The 17,958-nt window shown below is 65.6% G+C and carries 4 protein-coding genes; all 4 read right to left on the minus strand.

Annotated elements, in window-relative coordinates; genetic code table 11:
* Positions 1-17: 17 nt before the first annotated feature.
* Complete coding sequence (locus tag FBY02_RS08710) at positions 18-1,664, minus strand: cyclic peptide export ABC transporter (RefSeq protein ID WP_144926062.1); 1,647 nt, start codon at positions 1,662-1,664, stop codon at positions 18-20.
* A 1-nt stretch (position 1,665) separates the two neighbouring features.
* A complete protein-coding gene (locus FBY02_RS08715) occupies positions 1,666-5,496 on the minus strand; it encodes a non-ribosomal peptide synthetase (protein ID WP_144926065.1) in 3,831 nt (1,276 codons plus the stop codon).
* Positions 5,493-15,692: a non-ribosomal peptide synthetase gene (locus FBY02_RS08720; protein ID WP_144926068.1), complete on the minus strand. Its 10,200-nt coding sequence runs from the start codon at positions 15,690-15,692 to the stop codon at positions 5,493-5,495. Before FBY02_RS08720 ends, FBY02_RS08715 begins: the two co-directional genes overlap by 4 nt.
* A 91-nt stretch (positions 15,693-15,783) precedes the next feature.
* Positions 15,784-17,958: condensation domain-containing protein (locus tag FBY02_RS08725; RefSeq protein ID WP_144926071.1), on the minus strand; the 2,175-nt coding region annotated here is incomplete at its 5' end.

The following is a 17,958-nucleotide window of genomic DNA, read 5'->3' on the forward strand; positions in this document are numbered from 1 at the left end:
ACAGGTTTGTGGTTGTTTTAAACGGACAGCATGGCCGGCGTCTTCATGACAGCCTGGGGCGCAATCTCACTAAGCTGGCCATGCTCGATGCGAATCAACCGGTCAGCCAGGCCGAAGTAGGCATCGTCATGGGAAATGACGATCAGCAGTTTGCCGCGCTCGCGCAGGTCCGGCAGGATCCGGGTGTAGAAAAAGTGCTTGAACACTGGGTCCTGATCCGCCGCCCACTCGTCGAACAGGTAGCACGGGCGATCGTCCAGGTAGGCACTGAGCAGCGCCAGGCGCTTGCGTTGCCCGGTGGACAGCGCCAGTGTCGTCAGCTTGCCTTCCTCGATCTGCACCTTGTGGTCCAGCTGCAGGTGAACCAGGTAATCCTGAGCCTGCTTCACCAGCTGCGGATCATCGCCATCGAACAGGTTCTCGAACAGGCAGAAGTCGGTGAAGATCGCTGAGAAGTGCTGGCGGTAATGGTGGTTATCATTGCTTGAAGACACCTGCTCGTCGAGCATGATGTCGCCGCCTTCCGGTCGGTAGAGGCCTGTCAGCAACAAGGCCAGGGTGGTCTTGCCGCTGCCGTTGCCACCGGTGATGAACACCACCTCGCCGGCATTGAGGGTCAGGTCGATGGGCCCAAGGGTGAAATGCCCGTCTTCGCGCTCGCGGTAGTAGGTATGGCTGACCTGCCGGCACACCAGGCTGCGGACCTGGGTCGGAGAAAGGCTGTCATCCGCCTCGTCGGCGGTCTGCATCTCGCTTTCCAGGGCGCGGATCTTGTTCAGCGCGACGCTGGCCCGGCCCAGGGTCGGCAAGGCGTGCATCAGTTCCGACAGCGGCGTGATCATGTACAGGATCGCCAGGATATAGCCGGTCACCAGGCTGGCGCTCAGGTCGATGAACTGCGGCGCGGCGAACAGCACCACGCCGATCAGCAGGTAGAACACCGCGTTGCCCCAGTTCAGCACCAGGGCATAGATGCTCATACCCCGTACAAAGTCCCGGCGGTACTGCTGGCTCACCGGTATCAGCAGGCGGGTGAAGAAGTGCTGCCGGCGCGGGTGGTTGAGTTGCAGCTCCTTGCTGCCATCGGTGAGCAGGCGGTACTGGTCGAACAACTGGTCTTTGAGCTCCCGCGCACGGGAGATCGAGCTCAAGGCCCGACGCTGCGGCCAGTTGAAACTGAGGCTGCCCAGCACAATCAGTAACAACGTCAGGCCCAGCAGCGGCAGGCTCAGCCAGCCCAGATAGGCCAGGCAGGCGGCGATGATTCCGGCGTTGACCAACAGGATCGGCACCAGCTCCACGGCCTGACTGATGGTCTGGGTATCGTCGGTCAGCATCGCCAGCAGGCGGTGCTTGCCCAGGCGTTGCAACTGCGCATAGGGCGTGTCGATCAGCTTGGCGCTCAGGTGCAGACGCATGTCGTGGACCGCCGCCTGACCCAGGCGCAACAGGCTGACGTCGGAGATCACCCGGGATATCGCCACCAGCACCACCAGCCCACCGAAGTACAGGCCGTCCATCGGACGCAACCGATCGAACACCGCCAGGCTGTGGTTGATGTTGGCGATCAGCCCGGCCGCCGCGAGGCCGCAGATCAGGCCCGTCAGGGTCGCCACCAGCAGTGCGCGCCATGAGCGTTTAGCCATGAGTAACAACAGATCCATTTCAAACCACTCCGTGCGTAGCCAATGCCTCGAGACGCGCCGCCAATTGTTGGTGCAGGGCGCCTTGCTCGAGAATAGTGAGGTGCTGCGCCTGGATGACCTCGCGGGTCAGCGGCCCGCTGCTCAGGCGTTCCCAATGCGGGTCGACGAACTCGGCCTGGGCCAGGGTGTCGCTGGCCCACCAGACATGAACCGGGCAGCTTAGCTGCGCCGGCTTGAAGCTGGCTAGCAGGTGCTGTGTGTGCTGCTGATAGCGTAGTCGCGTTTGCAGGTGTTCCCAACTGTCGCCGTCGAGTTGCAGGCCTTGTTGGCGGGCCCACTGCACCAGTTCCGCCAGGCGTTTCGCTGGGGGCAGGGCGCCCAGTTGCTCGGTCAGCGCGGCCATGACCGGTGGCGGCAATTGACGCATCAGCGCCTGGCTGTCCAGGGTCAACGCCTGCGCAGCCGACTCCAGCAGCGTCTCGACACTATCTTCCGGTGCCTGATGCTGGTACTGCGAGTCGATGATGCCGAGAAAGGCCACTTGCTCGCCCTGGCTTTGCAGGCGGGCGGCCGCGGCAATCGCCAGCAGTCCACCGAGGGAGAAGCCCAGCAGGTGATAGGGGCCTTGGGGTTGCTGTTGGCGCAGGTGCTCGACGTAGAGCGCGGCGAGACTTTCGATATCACCGTCCAGCGTGGTGCTGTCCTCGGCCAGGTAGGCTGCCTGCAAACCCCAGAGGTTCCAGGATTGCAGCGGGGCCAGCAGCGTGCGGTAGTCCTGCACATGACCGGTGGACGGGTGAAAGCAGAACAGATTGGCGGCCTCGGCATTGGGCGCGGACAGCCTGACCAGGGGCGAGAGCTTGAGCTCGGCCTGCACCAGCGCCGCAAAGGCCAAGACGCTGGGGGCGTTGAACACCGCATTGACCGTCACCGGTGCCGACAGCGCGGTCTGCAGGCGACTGGCAAGCGTCACCGCCGCCAGGGAGTGGCCGCCCAGTTCGAAGAAGTCATCGTCGATGCCCACTCGTTCCAGGCCCAGCACTTGCGCCCAGACGTCGGCGAGCAGGGCTTCCAGCGGTGTGCGTGGCAAGGCACTGCCGACCGTATCGAGCACCTTGTCCGCCCATTGCTGCAAGGTCTTGCGGTCGAGCTTGCCGTTACCCATCAGCGGTAGAGCCTCGACGATCCGCAGGGTCGGTAGCATGTAGTCCGGCAGGCAATCCTGGGCCTGGCCATGCAGCCGGGCGACGCTGGTCGAGTGCCCGGGTGTCAGGGTCATGAAGGCGAACAGTTGCTGGCCGAGTTCACCCCGAGGGATGCACTCCACGGCGGCCTGGGCCACACCGGGCAGGCCGGTCAGTTGCGCTTGTATCTCGTCGAGTTCCACGCGGAAACCGCGAATCTTCACCTGGCGGTCCGCACGCCCGGTGATTTCCAGGCTGCCATCAGGAAGATAACGGCCCATGTCGCCGGTGCGATACAGGCGCTCGCCGGGCCGTTGGGCCAGTTCGATAAAGCGATCGACGCTTTGTTGCGCGTCCAGATAACCCCGCGCCAGTTGCGGACCACCGATGTACAACTCGGCGCTTTGGCCGGGAGCGGCCAGGGCCTGTTGGTCGTCGAGCAGGTACAAACGCATGCCGTCGAGACGGTCGCTGAGGGGCAGGCGACGATAATCCACCGCCGGTTCGACCGCGTGCATCACCACCCCGACCGTGGTTTCGGTGGGGCCATAATGGTTGAAGATCATCAGCGCCGGCGCGTGACTGCGAATGTTCTGCAACAGGCGCCGCGAGCAGGTTTCACCGCCGAGGATCAATTGCTTGCGCGGCAGCACGGCAGCGCTTTGGGCGTGGATCAACCAGGCGTCGAGCAGCGACGGCACGATCTTCAGGTGATCGATCGGGTTTTGCGCCTGCCACGCAGCCCACGCTTGGGCGTCCATGGCGGTTTCCTTGTCCAGCAGGTGCAATTCGCCGCCGCTGAGCAGCGCCGGGAACAGCAGGGTGTAGCCCAGGTCCGCCGCCAGCGACGTGACTACCGCGCTGCGCTCACCCGCCGCCAGTTCCAAGCGTCGGGAGACACTGGCGACATAACTGCCAAGCTGCCGGTGTTCGACGATGACGCCTTTGGGCGTGCCGGTGCTGCCCGAGGTGAACAGCACGTAGGCCGCGTCCTCGGGCTGGATAGTGACGTCCGGTGCGTTGGTCGGCCCTTGCTGCCAGGCGGCTTCATCACGTAGGTCGAGGCTGCCCACGGACGGCAGGGCGGGGGCGCCGCCGGCCGCGCCGCTGAGAACGAAGGTCGGCTGCGCCTGTTGCAGGATCGCCAGGGAGCGTTGCGCGGGCTGCTGCACGTCCAGCGGGATGAACGCTGCGCCGCTCTTGAGCACGCCCAGCATCGCCAGCACCATCTGTACCGAGCGATCCAGGTACAACGCCACGCGGTCCTCGCGGCCGACACCTTGGGCGCGCAGGTAATGGGCCAGTTGATTGCTGCGGGCGTCCAGTTCGGCATAGCTCAAGTGCCCGTTGTGGTCGCGCAGGGCCAGGTGCCCAGGGAACAGCGCGGCACATTCGCTGAAACGCGCCGGCACGCTGGCAAACGCTGGCGGCACGTCGCGCGGTGCGTGCAGGGCGGCCAGCGTTGCCGCGAAGCCCGGCGCCTGCAATGACAGTTCCGACAGCGGTTTGCCCGGGTTGGCCAGTGCATCGAGCAGCAGCGATTGCAACTGTTCCAGCAGCGTCGTGGCGGCTTGTTCGCTGTAGCGGCTCGGCGGATGAGACAGGTTCAGGCGATAGTCGCCGCCGAGGGTTTCGGCCACCAGCAGCAGCTCCATGCCCGACGGGATGGCTTGGAGGTCCCGCACGGTAAGCGTCGATGCGGCGCTGCCCAGAAGGCCAAGTGGCCCAGGCAGGTGCGCGCCCCATTGGAAGCCGTAATGCGAAGCCTCGACCGTCTGCGCAGTGCCGGCGCCGCAATACTCTTGCCATTCGGTGGCGTGTTCGCAGAGCGTCTGCAGGTTCGCCAGCGCCTGGGCAAACGAATGCTCGGGAGCCGCTTCCCAGCGCAAGGGCAGGGGCTTGGCGAACAGGCCCCAGCAGTCGGCGAGTTCTTCGTAGTCGTCGCGGCAGTCGTGCACCCAGTTCAGGGTCAACGCCGGGCTGTCGCCGCTGCTCAAGCGCTGCAACAGCACACCCCAGGCGGCCATCAGCACCTGCTCGGGGGAGGCCCCTTGACGCTGGCAAAAACTGTCCAGGGCCATGCCCAATTGCGGGGTGGCGATCAGGCGGGTGGTCACCGGTGCATCGGCGCGATCGGTGCGTACCTGGCGGTAGAGCAATTCACCCGTGGCCGAATCGTCCAGCGCCTGGGTAGCCCAGAAGCGCCGGCCATGCTCGGCATCTTCATCGGTTTGCAATTCGTAGAGCCAGGCGCTGTATTGGGTATAGGTCATGGCGTCGTCTTCGAACGACGGGGCCTCCACCGACGCCAGTGCCTGTGCCAGACGCAGCAAGGTCCCGCGGTCCGCGCTCAGCGCGGGCAGTTGCAACACGACCCGGTGCCGGTCGGCATCCACCGATTGCACATCGACGCCGATCCCATCGGCGGCGCTGGTGGAAGACTCAATGACTTGCAACGGCGTCAGCAATCCCGGCTCCGGCCGTACCCGCAGACGCAGGGCCTCGTGGCAAGCGCTCAACGCGGCGAGCCGTTGTTGCAGGCGCTCCAGCGTCAACGCACCGCGAATCTCCAGCTCCAGCCGCACCGGTGGCAACCCGCCCAGCCACTGGCTGCGCTGCTGTGGCGAGAGGGCGAAGGCTTCTTCACGCTTTTCGTAAGCGGTCATGCCAGCACCTCCGCCACCGGCAACGCCTGCGCTTCAGGCGAATGCCCGGTCAGCTCTTCGCGGCGCATCATCTGGCCCATGGCGACGCAAATCTTGCGCTCGCCTTCAAAGGGGTCCCGGGCGTGGGCCACCAGCATGTTGTCGAGCATCACCATGTCACCCTTTTGCCAGGTAAATCGCACGGCGCAGTCTTCGTACGCCGCACCGATCACCTCCATCACTGCATCTTCGATCACGCTGCCATCGCCGTAGTAAACGTTGCGCGGCAGGTGCTCCGGGCCGAACAGATCGATCAGGTTGCTACGCACTTCAGGCTCCAGGCAGGCGGTGTGGTGCAGTTGCACCTGGTTGAAGAACGACAGTTCGCCGGTCTCGGGATGCTCGACAATCGCCGGGCAGTGCTGGGCGATACGCAGGTTATCGGCCCCCAGCCATTCCCAACGCATGCCCGACGCCTGGCATTGGCGCTCCACTTCCTCGCGTTGTTCGGTCTTGAAGAAGTCTTGCCAGCGCACGTCCAGCTTGTCGGTAAAGTGCCGTACATAGAGCAGGCCGTGGGTTTTCAGGCGGGTGACGATGTCGTCCGGCAACCGTGCCAGTACCTGCCGGCAATCGACGATGGGCGTGCAGCCGCCCACGGGGGACGGTGTTTCGCAATAGAACCACTGCTTGCGCGGCCACTGCGGCAGGTGCGAGCTCTCGTTGTGGAAGAGAATCATGTGTTGTTCCGGGTACGGCGTGGAGTGGTAGATGTTCTTGCCGGAGGTGTTTTTCGGCAGGTCGCCGTAGGTCCCGTAGAGGTCCGGTTCGATGGCCTGGGCGAACTGTTCGAACGCGGCGGCGTCCGGCAGGTTGAAACCGCGGAACAACAGGCCGCCGTGGGTGCGCAATTGCTGGTTGATCCATTCCCGGGCTTGCAGTGCCCAGTGCACCGGATCCAGGTCGCCCAGCAACGGCTCGATCACCAATGGCAGGGGTTGCCCGGCGATGAGGCTGCGGCTGCGCACCTGTTCGTGGGCCAGCTGGCTGACGGCGGTGGCGCGGGTCTGCTTGAGCTTGCTCAGCTTGGAAAGCTTGCGGGCGTTGCGGGTCGTGGCGTCGTCGGCGGGCGCGTCGGCCAGGACGCTGCCCTGGCTGTCCTCGAGGCGCCAGGACCATTGGTCCAGCGCCTGTCCGGAGGCTGAGGCAATCTGCTCGACCAGGCTTGCGAAGCCTTGCTCGAAACGCTGGACGGTCGCCGCCTGCAACACGCTGGTGCGGTACACCCAGCGCACGTTCAGGCCTTGCTCTTCGTCTTCCTCGACAAATACCGCCAGGTCGAACTTGCTGCTCTCCTGGCGCGCTACCAGGTGTTCTACCGCAAGGTCCTGCAGGTTGGCGTTGCCACTCGGCGTGTTCTGCATGACGAACAGCACCTGGACCAACGGATTCACCCCTGGCGTGCGTGGCGGTTGCAGTTCCTCCACCAGCTTGTCGAACGGCACTTGCTGATGCTGGAAGGCTGACAGGCAATCTTCACGCAAGCGTTGCAGGCGAGCGTCGAAGCTGTAGCCTTCGGTCAGGCGTGCGCGGATCGGCAGCACGTTGACGAAGAAACCGATCAGGTGTTCCAGGGCTGGGTGTTCGCGGTTGGCCAGGTCGGTGCCGACGATGAAATCGCTGGCCCCGGTGGCGCGCTGCAGCAGGCTGTTGAAGGCGTTGAGCAGGACCATGAACAGCGTCGCCCGGTGCTCTTGCGCATACGCCTTGAGCACTTGGGTCTGGGCTGGGGTGAAGCGTTGCTCCAGCGCCGCGCCCTGATAGTCGGGACGCGCTGGACGCGGGTAATCCAAGGGCAGCGGGATCAGCGTCGGCGCGCCGTCCAGTTGCCGACGCCAGTAGTCGATGGCTCGTGCCAGCAGACGCTGTTGCGCCTCGCTGCGTTGCCAGTGGGCATAGTCGGCGTACTGGATCGGCAGCACCGGCAGGGCCGGCGTCGAACCGTTGGTGTACGCCTGATAGCCGACGATCAGCTCCTGGACAAGGATGCCCATGGACCAGGCGTCAGTGGCGATGTGATGCAGTACCAACTGCAACACATGATCATCCGTGCCCATTCGCAGCAGGTTGGCGCGCAGCATCGGCGCCAGTTGCAAGTCGAACGGGGTGCCGGCCTGCGCGTCGATCAGGCGTTGCAGGGTGCGTGCCTGCGCCTCGCCGGCCAGCTGACCCAGCTCGGTCGGCGTCAGGTCGACCCGCGGTGCCGGGCTGATCACCTGGCAGGGCTGGTCACCGTTGAGGTGGAAGGCGGTGCGCAACGACTCATGACGCTCCAGCACAGCCTGCAATGCTGCTTGCAATGCCGGAATGTCCAGCGCTCCGCGCAACCTGACCACGGTACTCATGTTATAGGCGGCGCTCGGGCCTTCGAAGCGATCGAGGAACCACAAGCGCTGCTGGGCGTAGGACAACGGCAGCGGCTGGTGACGTGGCGCCAGGGCGATTTCGTTGTCGCCCTCGGACACGACCTGGGTGTCGCGCTGCTGATCGACCGCTGCGGCCAGTTGCTCCAGGGTGCCGTGTTCGAACAGCGTGCGCAGCGGCAGGCTGACATTCAGGCGCCGACGGATCCTCGACAACACTTGGGTGGCCAGCAGCGAGTGGCCGCCGATGGCGAAGAAGTCATCGTGCACACCGACGCTGTCCAGGCCGAGGATCTCCTGCCAGAGTCCCGCCAATACCCGCTCGGTGGCGGTGCGCGGTGCCACGCACGGCTCATCGGCGGTCTCGGCCCGGGGCACGCCGCTGGCGGCGAGGGCACGGCGGTCGACCTTGCCGTTGTCGTTCAGCGGCAATTGTTCCAGCGCCAGCCAGCGGGCCGGGACCATGTAGTTCGCCAGTTGCGTGCCCAGGTAAGCGCTCAACACCTGTTGCGCGGATTCACCGTCCAGGTTGGCAGCGCTGTCGAGCACGTACCAGGCGACCAATTGCAAGGCACCCCGGGCGTCGGGCAGCGCCAGGACGGCGGCGCTGTCCACCGCCGGGTGCTGCATCAGGCGGTTTTCGATCTCGCCCAGTTCGATACGGTGACCACGGATCTTCACTTGCTGGTCGCGACGGCCGAGGTATTCGATCACGCCATCGGCGCGCATCCGGCCGATGTCACCGCTGCGGTACAGGCGCGCATCCGCCTGGAACGGGTGCGGAACAAAGGCTTCGCGGGTGCGCTGCGGGTCACGCAGGTAACCGCGACCCACGCCGACGCCACCGATGCACAACTCACCGGGAACGCCGATGGGCACCATGCGCAGGTCCGAATCCAGCACGAACACCTGGTTGTTGGCGGTCGGCTTGCCGATGGGCATGTGCAGGCAGTCGTCGGTCGGCGCTTCGGTGATCGGGTAGAAGGCAACGTCATCCGAGCATTCCGCCGGACCGTAGGCATTCATCAACGGGATGGCCGGGAAGCGCGCGAACCAATCCCGCACCAGGGCCGGCGGCAGTGCCTCGCCGGTGGGCAGCAACCAGCGCAGGCTCGCCAGGTCGTGATGCGCCTGACGCTCCTGGAGCATGCCACGGATCAGCGCCGGCACGGTTTCCAGCAGCGTCAGCCCATGTTCCTGGACCGCGTCGAGCAAGGCCACCGGGTCGTGGGCCTGGGCATCGGGAAGGATATGCACGGTGGCGCCGAACAGTGGCGCGGCGAGGAACTGCCACACGCTGATGTCGAACGCCGCGGACGCCGTCTGGGCAATCCGGTCGTGCTCACCCAGGCCCAGGCTCGGCACCTTGCCGAACATGTTGTTGAGCATCCCCCGTTGTTCGACCATGACCCCTTTCGGCGTGCCGGTGGAACCCGAGGTGAAGATCACGTAGGCCAGTTGGTCAGGGTTATGCGAATACGTAACCGGTGTTTGTTCGCCGCCTTGCCAGAGCGCTTGGGCGATCAGGCAGGTGGGTTGCCGGTGCATCTGCGGCAGAACGTTGTCCAGCGTCGCTGTCGCGTGCTCGCAGACCAGCAGCAGCGGGGCTTCGCCGAGGTTCAGCAGTTCCGCCAGGCGAGCGGGCGGTTGCTGGATGTCCAGGGCCTGGAATGCGGCGCCGACCTTGAGCGTGGCGATCATCATCGTCAGCAGGGCCAGGCCACGCTCGGCAAACAGCGCCACCAGGGTTTCCGGACCGGCGCCGGACGCTTGCAGCCCATGGGCGATGGCGTTGGCGCGGCGGTCCAGTTCGGCGTAGGTCAGCGACTGCCCCTGGCAGACTGCGGCAAGGTGTTGCGCACGGCGCTGCACCTGCTCGGCGAACAGCGCCGCATAGCCGCGCTCCAGCGGGAAGTCCACGGCGCTGCGGTTGCACTCGATCTGCAACTGCTGGCGCTCCGTTTCGGGGAGCATGTGCAGGCTGCCCAGCGGCGCTTGTGGCTGGTCGAGCATGCTCGACAGCAGTTGCACCAAATGGCCGAGCATGCGCTGCACGGTGTCGGTGCTGAAGCGCTGGCTGTCATAGGACAGGCGGATGCCCAGGCGGTCGCCGGGGTACAGCACCACCGTCATCGGGAAGTTGGTGTGCACCCGGTCTTCGTAGATGTCGATGCTGAAGGCGTCCAGTTGCACGCTGCTGATGTCCAGCGGGGCGTTCTCGAACACCACCAGGCTGTCGAACAACTGCTGGCCACGGGGTACTTCGCTGCAACGCTGGATGTCCACCAACGATGCGCTTTCATGCTCGCGCAGCTGTGCGTTGTGTGACAGCAGCGCTTGCAGCCAGTCGGCGACCGGCGCTTGCGGATCGACATCGACCCGCAGCGGCAGGCTGTTGATGAACAGCCCGACCATTTCCTCGACGCCGGCCAGATCGGTCGGGCGACCGGCCACGGAGACGCCGAACAGCACGTCGCGGTTGCCGCTGTAGCGCGACAGCAGCAATGCCCAGGCGCCCTGGATCCAGGTGTTCGGCGTCAGTTGGTATTGCTGGCACAGCTGCTGCAAACGCTGGGTCTGGGCGATGCTCAGCGTCTGGTCGAAATCGCCGACTTGCTCCGGCGCCTGCTCGGGACGGGCGACAGGGCTGTCCACGTGCAGCGGCGTCGGCTCGCTGAAGCCGGCCATTTCCGCTTGCCAGAAGGCGTGCGCGGCGGCCATGTCATGACGCTCCAGCCAGCTCATGTAGCCGCGGAACGAACGCAGGCGCGGACGAGCCACGGGCTCCTGGCGCACGAGGGCCTGGTAGATCGCCAGCAGGTCTTCCATCAACAGGCCGAAGCACCAGGCGTCGGTGAGGATGTGGTGGAAGCTGCGCACCACGGCGAAGCGGCGCTCATCGAGTTGGAACACCCGCAAATGGGTCAACGGCGCACAGGCCATGTCGAAGCCTTGCAGGCGTTGCGCTTCCAGGGCCTGGTCCATCGCCAGGCGCTGTTGTTCTTCATCGAGATGGCGCAGGTCCTGCCAGTCGAAGGCCCGATGGGTTTGCCGGTAGACGCATTGCAATGGCTCGTGGTCTTCCTGCCACCAGAACGCAGTGCGCATCATCGGGTGCCGTTGCAGGAACAACTGCCAGGCCGCTTCCATGGCCGGGCGTTGCAACACGCCGTCCCAGCTGTAGCGTTGCTGCATCAGGTAGATACCGCTGTGGGGTTGCAGCAGAGTGTGCAGGAGCATGCCCTGTTGCATCGACGACAACGGGTAGACGTCTTCGATGTTCGACCAGTCCAGAGGCTCGGCCGCCAAGGTCGCCGCTTGCTTGTGGCACAGCGGGAAGGCCTGGCTGGCGGGGCGCAGGTCGGCTGCGCTGTGCAGCCCGGCGAGTTCGACCAGGCGCTGCATGAGCCGTGGTGCCCAACTGGCGGCCAGGGCGCCCTGGCTGCGCAGGTGCAGGCAGTCGTCCTGCCACCAGGCATCGAGTGTCAGCGGGCAGGCCGACGCCGCCAATGGGTTTGCCGCTTCGACCCCGGTGAGGATGCCGTGCTCCTCGCGATGGCTGTCAAGGTTGCCCAACCAGCGAATGGCGACCGCTGCCGCCGGCAGGTCGCGCAGGGGCTCTTGCAGGTAAGTGTTGTCCGACAGATAACGCAGGGCGCCGTAGTCAACACCGTGTTGCGGGTAAGCGCGCATCTGCGCAACCAGGGCCTGCACCCGTTGCAGCAGGCTGTCGCCTTCGGTCTGGAGGAAGTACGGCACGGCCAGATCCAGAGGGCCGAGGATACGTGCCGGTTCGAGGTCGGCTACGGCGATGGGGGCATCGACGGGCAAGCGCTCGGTGGTGGGACGTGTGCCTTGAACCTCCAGTGCAATCAGACCGTCGCCGCACAGCGCCCGGCCTTGTTCGACCACGGCAGCGGCCAGCAGGTTGTTCCAGTCCAGCTGCAGCACCTCGGCCACACGTTTGAGTTCACTGGAGGTGGTGGCTGGCAGGGCTTGCTCGACCACGCTGGTGGGTTGCTCGCTTTCCGGCAGTTGCAGCGGCTCTATCCCGGCGTATTGCAGCCAGTGTTCCCAGGCATCATCCAGGGCGTCGCTTTGTGCATGGGCCTGCTGATGTCGCGTCCATTGGCTGAAATCGCCGCCGGCATAGGACAGGCGGACCGGCCGGTGATACGTCAGTTGTGCCAGCGCCAGGTTGAGGTCGGCAAGCAACAGCGACCAGGACGCCTCGTCCACGCACAGGGGGTGAGCGGCCAACAGCAGGGACGGCTTGCCATCCACGTCCAGCAGGCAGGCGTGCAAGGTCTGGCCGGCGTCGAGTTCAAGCGCGTCGACACCGGCCTGGGCCAGGGCTTGCAAGTGCACCGGGTCGCACACGGTCAGTTTCTCGTGGCTGATCACCGCTGCCTTGGCCGCGCCCAGTACCCGTTGCTGCCATTGCCCGTCGGGCAACGCGTTCAGAGCCAGGCGCAAGGCCTGGTGATGTTGTTGCAAGGCGCTGATCGCTTGGCCCAGCAAGTTGCTGTCGATGGCCTGGGCCAGCGCCACACAGCGCCAGGTGGCCGCGAGCGGGCCCTGTTGCAGCCGCGCCCGTTGGCCGGCGCCCAGTGGCAGCTCGTAGCCATCGGCAAGGTTTTGCGCCACTCCCTGGCCGGCATCGGCACCCAGGACCCGGGCGATGTCGGCGATGGTGCGGTTCTCGAACAACTGCCGAGGCGTGAGCTTGAGCCCTTGCTGGTTGGCGCGGGCGATGATCTGCAAGTTGATGATCGAGTCGCCGCCCAGGGCGAAGAAGTTGTCGTGTACGCCAACCCGCTCCAGCTTGAGCACGTCCTGCCAGATCTCGGCCAGCAGGGTCTCGACTTCATTGCGTGGGGCGACGTGGCTGGCGCTGTCATCGGTGGGTTTTTGCGGGGTCGGCAAACGCTGGACGTCGACTTTGCCATTGCGGGTGAGGGGCAGTTCATCCAGGGTGATGAAATGCGCCGGCACCATGTAATCCGGTACGCGGGCGCTGAGGTCATTGCGCAGCTTGGCGGGGGAAATCGATTGGCTGGCCACCAGCCAGGCCACCAGGCGTGGGCTGCCGTCCAGCTCCACGACGCGCACCAGTGCCTGCTCGATCAGCGGTGACAGGCGCTTGATCTGCGCCTCGACTTCGCCCAGTTCCAGGCGGTTGCCACGGATCTTCACCTGGCTGTCGACGCGGCCAAGGAACGCGATCTGACCGTCGACTTGCCAGCGCACGCGGTCGCCGGTGCGGTACCAGCGTTGGTCGTTGGCATCGAGATGGAAGCGTTCGGCGGTGAGGTCGTCCCGGTGCAGGTAACCCCGGGCCAGGGCGCCGCTGATCAGCAGTTCACCGGACACGCCGATGGCCGCCAGGCGACCGTTGCCATCGACCACCTGCAGTTGACGGTTCGGCAGCGGCCGGCCGAGGGCGATGCTGCGCAGGCCTGCCGGCAGTTCGGTCGCGATGGCGCCGACGGTCGCTTCGCTCGGGCCATAGTGGTTGAACACCTTCAAGTCCGGTGCCAGACGGTTCACTTGCTCCAGCAGCGCCGGGCTGAGGGCGTCGCCACCGAACACCAGCAGCGCGCGCGGCAGCAGGCGCGCATCGGGCAGCGCCTGCAACAGGCCGGCGAGGTGGCTTGGGGTGATTTTCAGTACATCCACCGGATGCTGGTCGAAGAGTTCGGCCAGGGCCAGTGGGCTGAAACCGCTGTCTTCATCCACCAGCAACAGGCTGGCGCCGCTGCACAGCGCACCGAACAGCTGGGTATGGCCGAGGTCGGCGGCGATGCTCGACAGCAAGCCGTAGCGGGCGGCCGCCGGCGGGTTGAGCACGGCTTGTACCGCCGTCAGGTAGTCGACGATGGACCGGTGCTCGACCACCACACCCTTGGGCGTGCCAGTGGAGCCCGAGGTGTAGATCACATAGGCGGCATCGCTCGGGCTGTGGGCCACGACGGGTGGTGTGTCCGGCTGGGCGGCGATGGCCTGGGCCTGTTCGGTCAGCCACAGCGCCGGCGTGTGCTCGGCCAGGCCCTTGAGCAGCGGCGAAGGGCTGGCGCCGATCAGCAGCGCGGCGCGGCTGTCCATCAGCACGTCGACCAGGCGGCCGGCGGGCTGCTTGATGTCCAGTGGCAGGTACGCCGCGCCGGCCTTGAGAGTGGCGAGCAGGGCAACGACGAAATCGGCGCTGCGTTCCATGGCCAGGGCGACCACGCTGTCGTGGCCGATGCCTTGGGCGTGCAGGTAGTGGCTGAGGCGGTTGGCCTGTCGATCGAGTTCACGGTAGGTCAGCGCCACTTGGCGATCGCGTACCGCCAGTTGCTCGGGATAGGCGGCCACTTGCTGTTCGAAACGCTGGTGCAGGCCGTCCTGGGGTACCGGCAGTTGCGCGCCAAGCCCCTGTACCATCAATTGCTGGCGTTCTTCCGCGCTCAGCCATTCCAGTTCGTTGACCCGGCACCGGGCTTGCGCGGTCATCGCCAACAGGATCGAGCGTAGCTGTGCGGACAGCACCGCGACCTCGGCGTCGCTGAAGCGGCTGCGGTCGTAGCTGATCAGATAATGCAACTGTTTGTCCGGCATCACGATCAGCGACAGCGGGAAGTGGTTACGGCCCTGGGTCAGGGTGATGCCGTCGGCTTGCTGTTCGCTGGCCGGGGCGCTGAAACTCAAGCCGCCGGTGTCCTGATTCAGCGCATCGGTGACCGGGAAATTCTCGAACACCAGGATCGAATCGAACAGCGCCTGTTCGGCGGCAATGCGCGTCATCGACTTGAGTTTGCCCAGCGGCAGGTAGGCGTGGTGGCGCAGGTCGCTGTTGGCGTGCTGCAACTGCTGCAGCCAATCCACCAGTGTCGGGCTGTCGGCCCACTGTACCCGCAGCGGCAGGGTGTTGATGAACAGCCCGACGGTGCTGTCGACCGCCGCCAGGTTCTCCGGGCGGCCGGCGACGGTGACGCCGTAGACCACGTCATCACGCCCGGCGTGCTGGCCCAGCAGCAACGCCCAGGCGCCCTGGATCAGGGTGTTGATGGTCAGGTCGTGGCGGCGAGCGAACTGCGACAGCTGCTCGGTTTCGCTGGCATCCAGCCGGCTTTCCCGCTCGGCGAAAGGCGCTCCGGCAGGCGCGGCCTCGCGTACGGCGAAGTTGGGCAGCGGGGTCGGTTCGCTCAGGTCCTGCAACTGCTCGCGCCAGAAGCCTTCGGTAGCCGCCATGTCCTGCTCCGCCAGCCAGGCGATGTAGTCGCGGTAGGCACGGGTCGGTGGCAGGTGGGCGGGGCGGCCATGGGCTTGCTCGTAGTAGAGCGCCAACCATTCCTGCACCGCGATGCCGACGCTCCAGCCGTCCATGAGGATGTGATGGAAGGTCCAGATCAGGTGCCAGCGCTCGGGGGCCAGGCGCACCAGGCAGACGCGCATCAGCGGCGATTCATTCAACTCCAGGGGTTGTGCCCGTTGCTCCAGGCCCAATTTTTCCAGGTCGGCCTGTGGGTCGGTACGGTCCTGCCAGTCCAGTTCGGTCAGGGGCAGGTCGACGTCCTGCTGCACCACCTGATAGGCATCGTCCAGCTCTTCCCAGAGAAACGCGCTGCGCAGCACGGCGTGGCGCTGCATCAGCGCCTGCCAGGCGCCGCGAAAGGCATTGAGTTGCAGCGGGCCGTTCATTTCCAGGCTCAATTGCTGGTAGTACACCCGCGAATCCGGTTCAAAGACACTGTGGAACAGCAGGCCGTGCTGGGTCGGCGAAAGGGAGTAGATGTCTTCGATGTTGTTCATGCTTGCTTGGTCCATTTCAAAGGCTTGAAAACAGTGAGTGTCGGGCTGACGCCGCGGTGGTCGGGTGATGACCCCGCGGCGGCTGCGCCACTCACTGGCTTTGGGAGTTCGGTTTGGTCTTGAGCTTGCCCAGCAGTTTGTCCAGGGACTTCTGGTTCAGCGCCTTGGCGAGCGGGAAGTCCGAGGGCATCAGCGCGCCGGCCTGCGGATCGAGGCAGTGCTCGACCAGTGCTTGCAGGTGCTCCAGCAGACGAGCGGGCAAGCGGCTGTCGACCTCCGGCGTGACGCTGTGCCATTCGACACGCAACACGCCGTCCTCCAGCCACGCCACCACTTCGCGAGCGTGGGTCACCCGGTTTGCCGGCGACACGTCCACCGGTGGGGTCAGGCTGCTGGCGCGCAACCAACCCTCGGGCGTCTGCTCGTGTCCCAGATAATTGAACAGCACGTCGCCGTGGCTTGCCGCCAACTGACCGCGTTGACGCAGCAAGCCGTAGCCAAGGCCCTGGCCCGGCACTGCACGCAAGGCTTCCTTGGCGTTGCGCACCTGGTCGCCTCGGGCGCCACTGGCGTTGACGCGCAGTGGGAACAGCGTGGTGAACCAGCCGACCGTGCGGCTGACGTCCAGGCCATCGAAAGGCGCATCGCGGCCGTGGCGCTCCAGGTCCACGACGATGTCGCTGCGACGTTCGGTTTCCGCCAGGGTCGCGGCGAGGGCGGCGATCAGCAGTTCTTCCGGTTGCGTGCGGTACGCTGCGTGGGACTCGGTCAGCCATTGGTGGGTGCGGGTCGCCTCCCAACGGGTCGACAGAGTCCGGCGCTCGGCCACCGTGGCAACTGGCGGCCGGTTTACGCTGATCTGAGTGCTCCAGTAGCGCTGTTCGCCCGCGACCTTGGCGGCGTGGGCATGCAGGTGCTCGGCCCATTGGCGGTAAGAGGTGGTTTTCGCCGGCAAGGTGGTTTGTTCGTCGCGCTCCAGCCCTGAATACAGCTGTTGGAAATCCTCCAGCAGCGGCGTCCAGGACACCGCATCCACCACCAGGTGATGAGCCACCAGATACAGGCGCTGGGGTTCACCTTCCAGCAGGGCTGCGGCAAACAGAGGACCGTGTTGCAGGTCCAGGCTTTGCGCGACCTGCAGCAGTTGGTCCGGGTGCTCGCAGCAAGTCAGTTGCGCCGGCGCCACCGGGGCGATCCGGGCCTGCCACTGTCCATCGACCTCGGCGAAGCGCAAGCGCAGGGCGTCGTGGTGCGCGACCAGGCGATCCAACACCGCCTGCACGATTGTTGGCTCAAGACGCCGGTCGCTGTCGGCCAATACGGACTGGTTCCAGTGCGCGGCCTGGGGTTGCTGTTGGTCGAAGAACCACTGGTGTAACGGCATCAACGGCATCGCACCGGTGACTTCGCCCTGTTCGGCCTGGGTCAGCAGGGCCGTGGTCACCTGGGCCAGCGCCGCCGGGGTGGGCGAGCGGAACAGGTCCCGTGGCGTCAGCGAGTAGCCGTGTTCGCGCAGACGTGAGATCAGCTTCAGACCGAGAATCGAATCACCGCCCAAGGCGAAGAAGCTGTCGCTGGTGCCGACCTCTCGGCCACCGGTCAGACTTTCGCCGAGCAGCTCGCCGAACAGCTGGCACAACAGGCTTTCCAGCGCGTTGCGCGGTGCGGCGTAGTCTTTCTGGGTTTGCGGCAAGGGCAGGGCCGCCAGGGCCTTGCGGTCGATCTTGCCGTTGCTGTTGAGCGGCAGCGTCGGGACGTGGACCCACACCGCCGGCACCATGTAGGCCGGCAATTGGGCGGTGAGCAGGGTGTCGAGGCCCGATTGCGCTGCGCTGCTGCTGTAGAACGCCACCAGACGGTTATCGATGACCAGGGTGCAGGCCCCGGTGATGTCCGGCAGGTTCAACATGGCGGCGTCGATCTCACCAAGCTCGATGCGCTGGCCGCGCAGCTTCACCTGATGATCCAGGCGCCCGAGGTATTCGATGTTGCCATCGGCCAGGAAGCGGCAGCGGTCGCCGGTGCGATACAGGCGATCACCGTCGATGAACGGGCTGGCGAGGAAGCGTTCCTCGGTCAGGTCGGGACGCTTGAGGTAGCCGCGGGCGACGCCGACACCGCCGATGTACAGCTCGCCAATGCTGCCGATGGGTAGCGGTTGCAGGCTTTCGTCGAGGATGTACAGGCGCAGGTTGGCGATGGGTTTACCGATAGGCACGATCACATCGTCCACCGAGCAGCGCCATACCGAGACGTCGATGGCCGC

The sequence above is a fragment of the Pseudomonas sp. SJZ078 genome (assembly GCF_007828255.1).
Lineage (GTDB): Bacteria > Pseudomonadota > Gammaproteobacteria > Pseudomonadales > Pseudomonadaceae > Aquipseudomonas.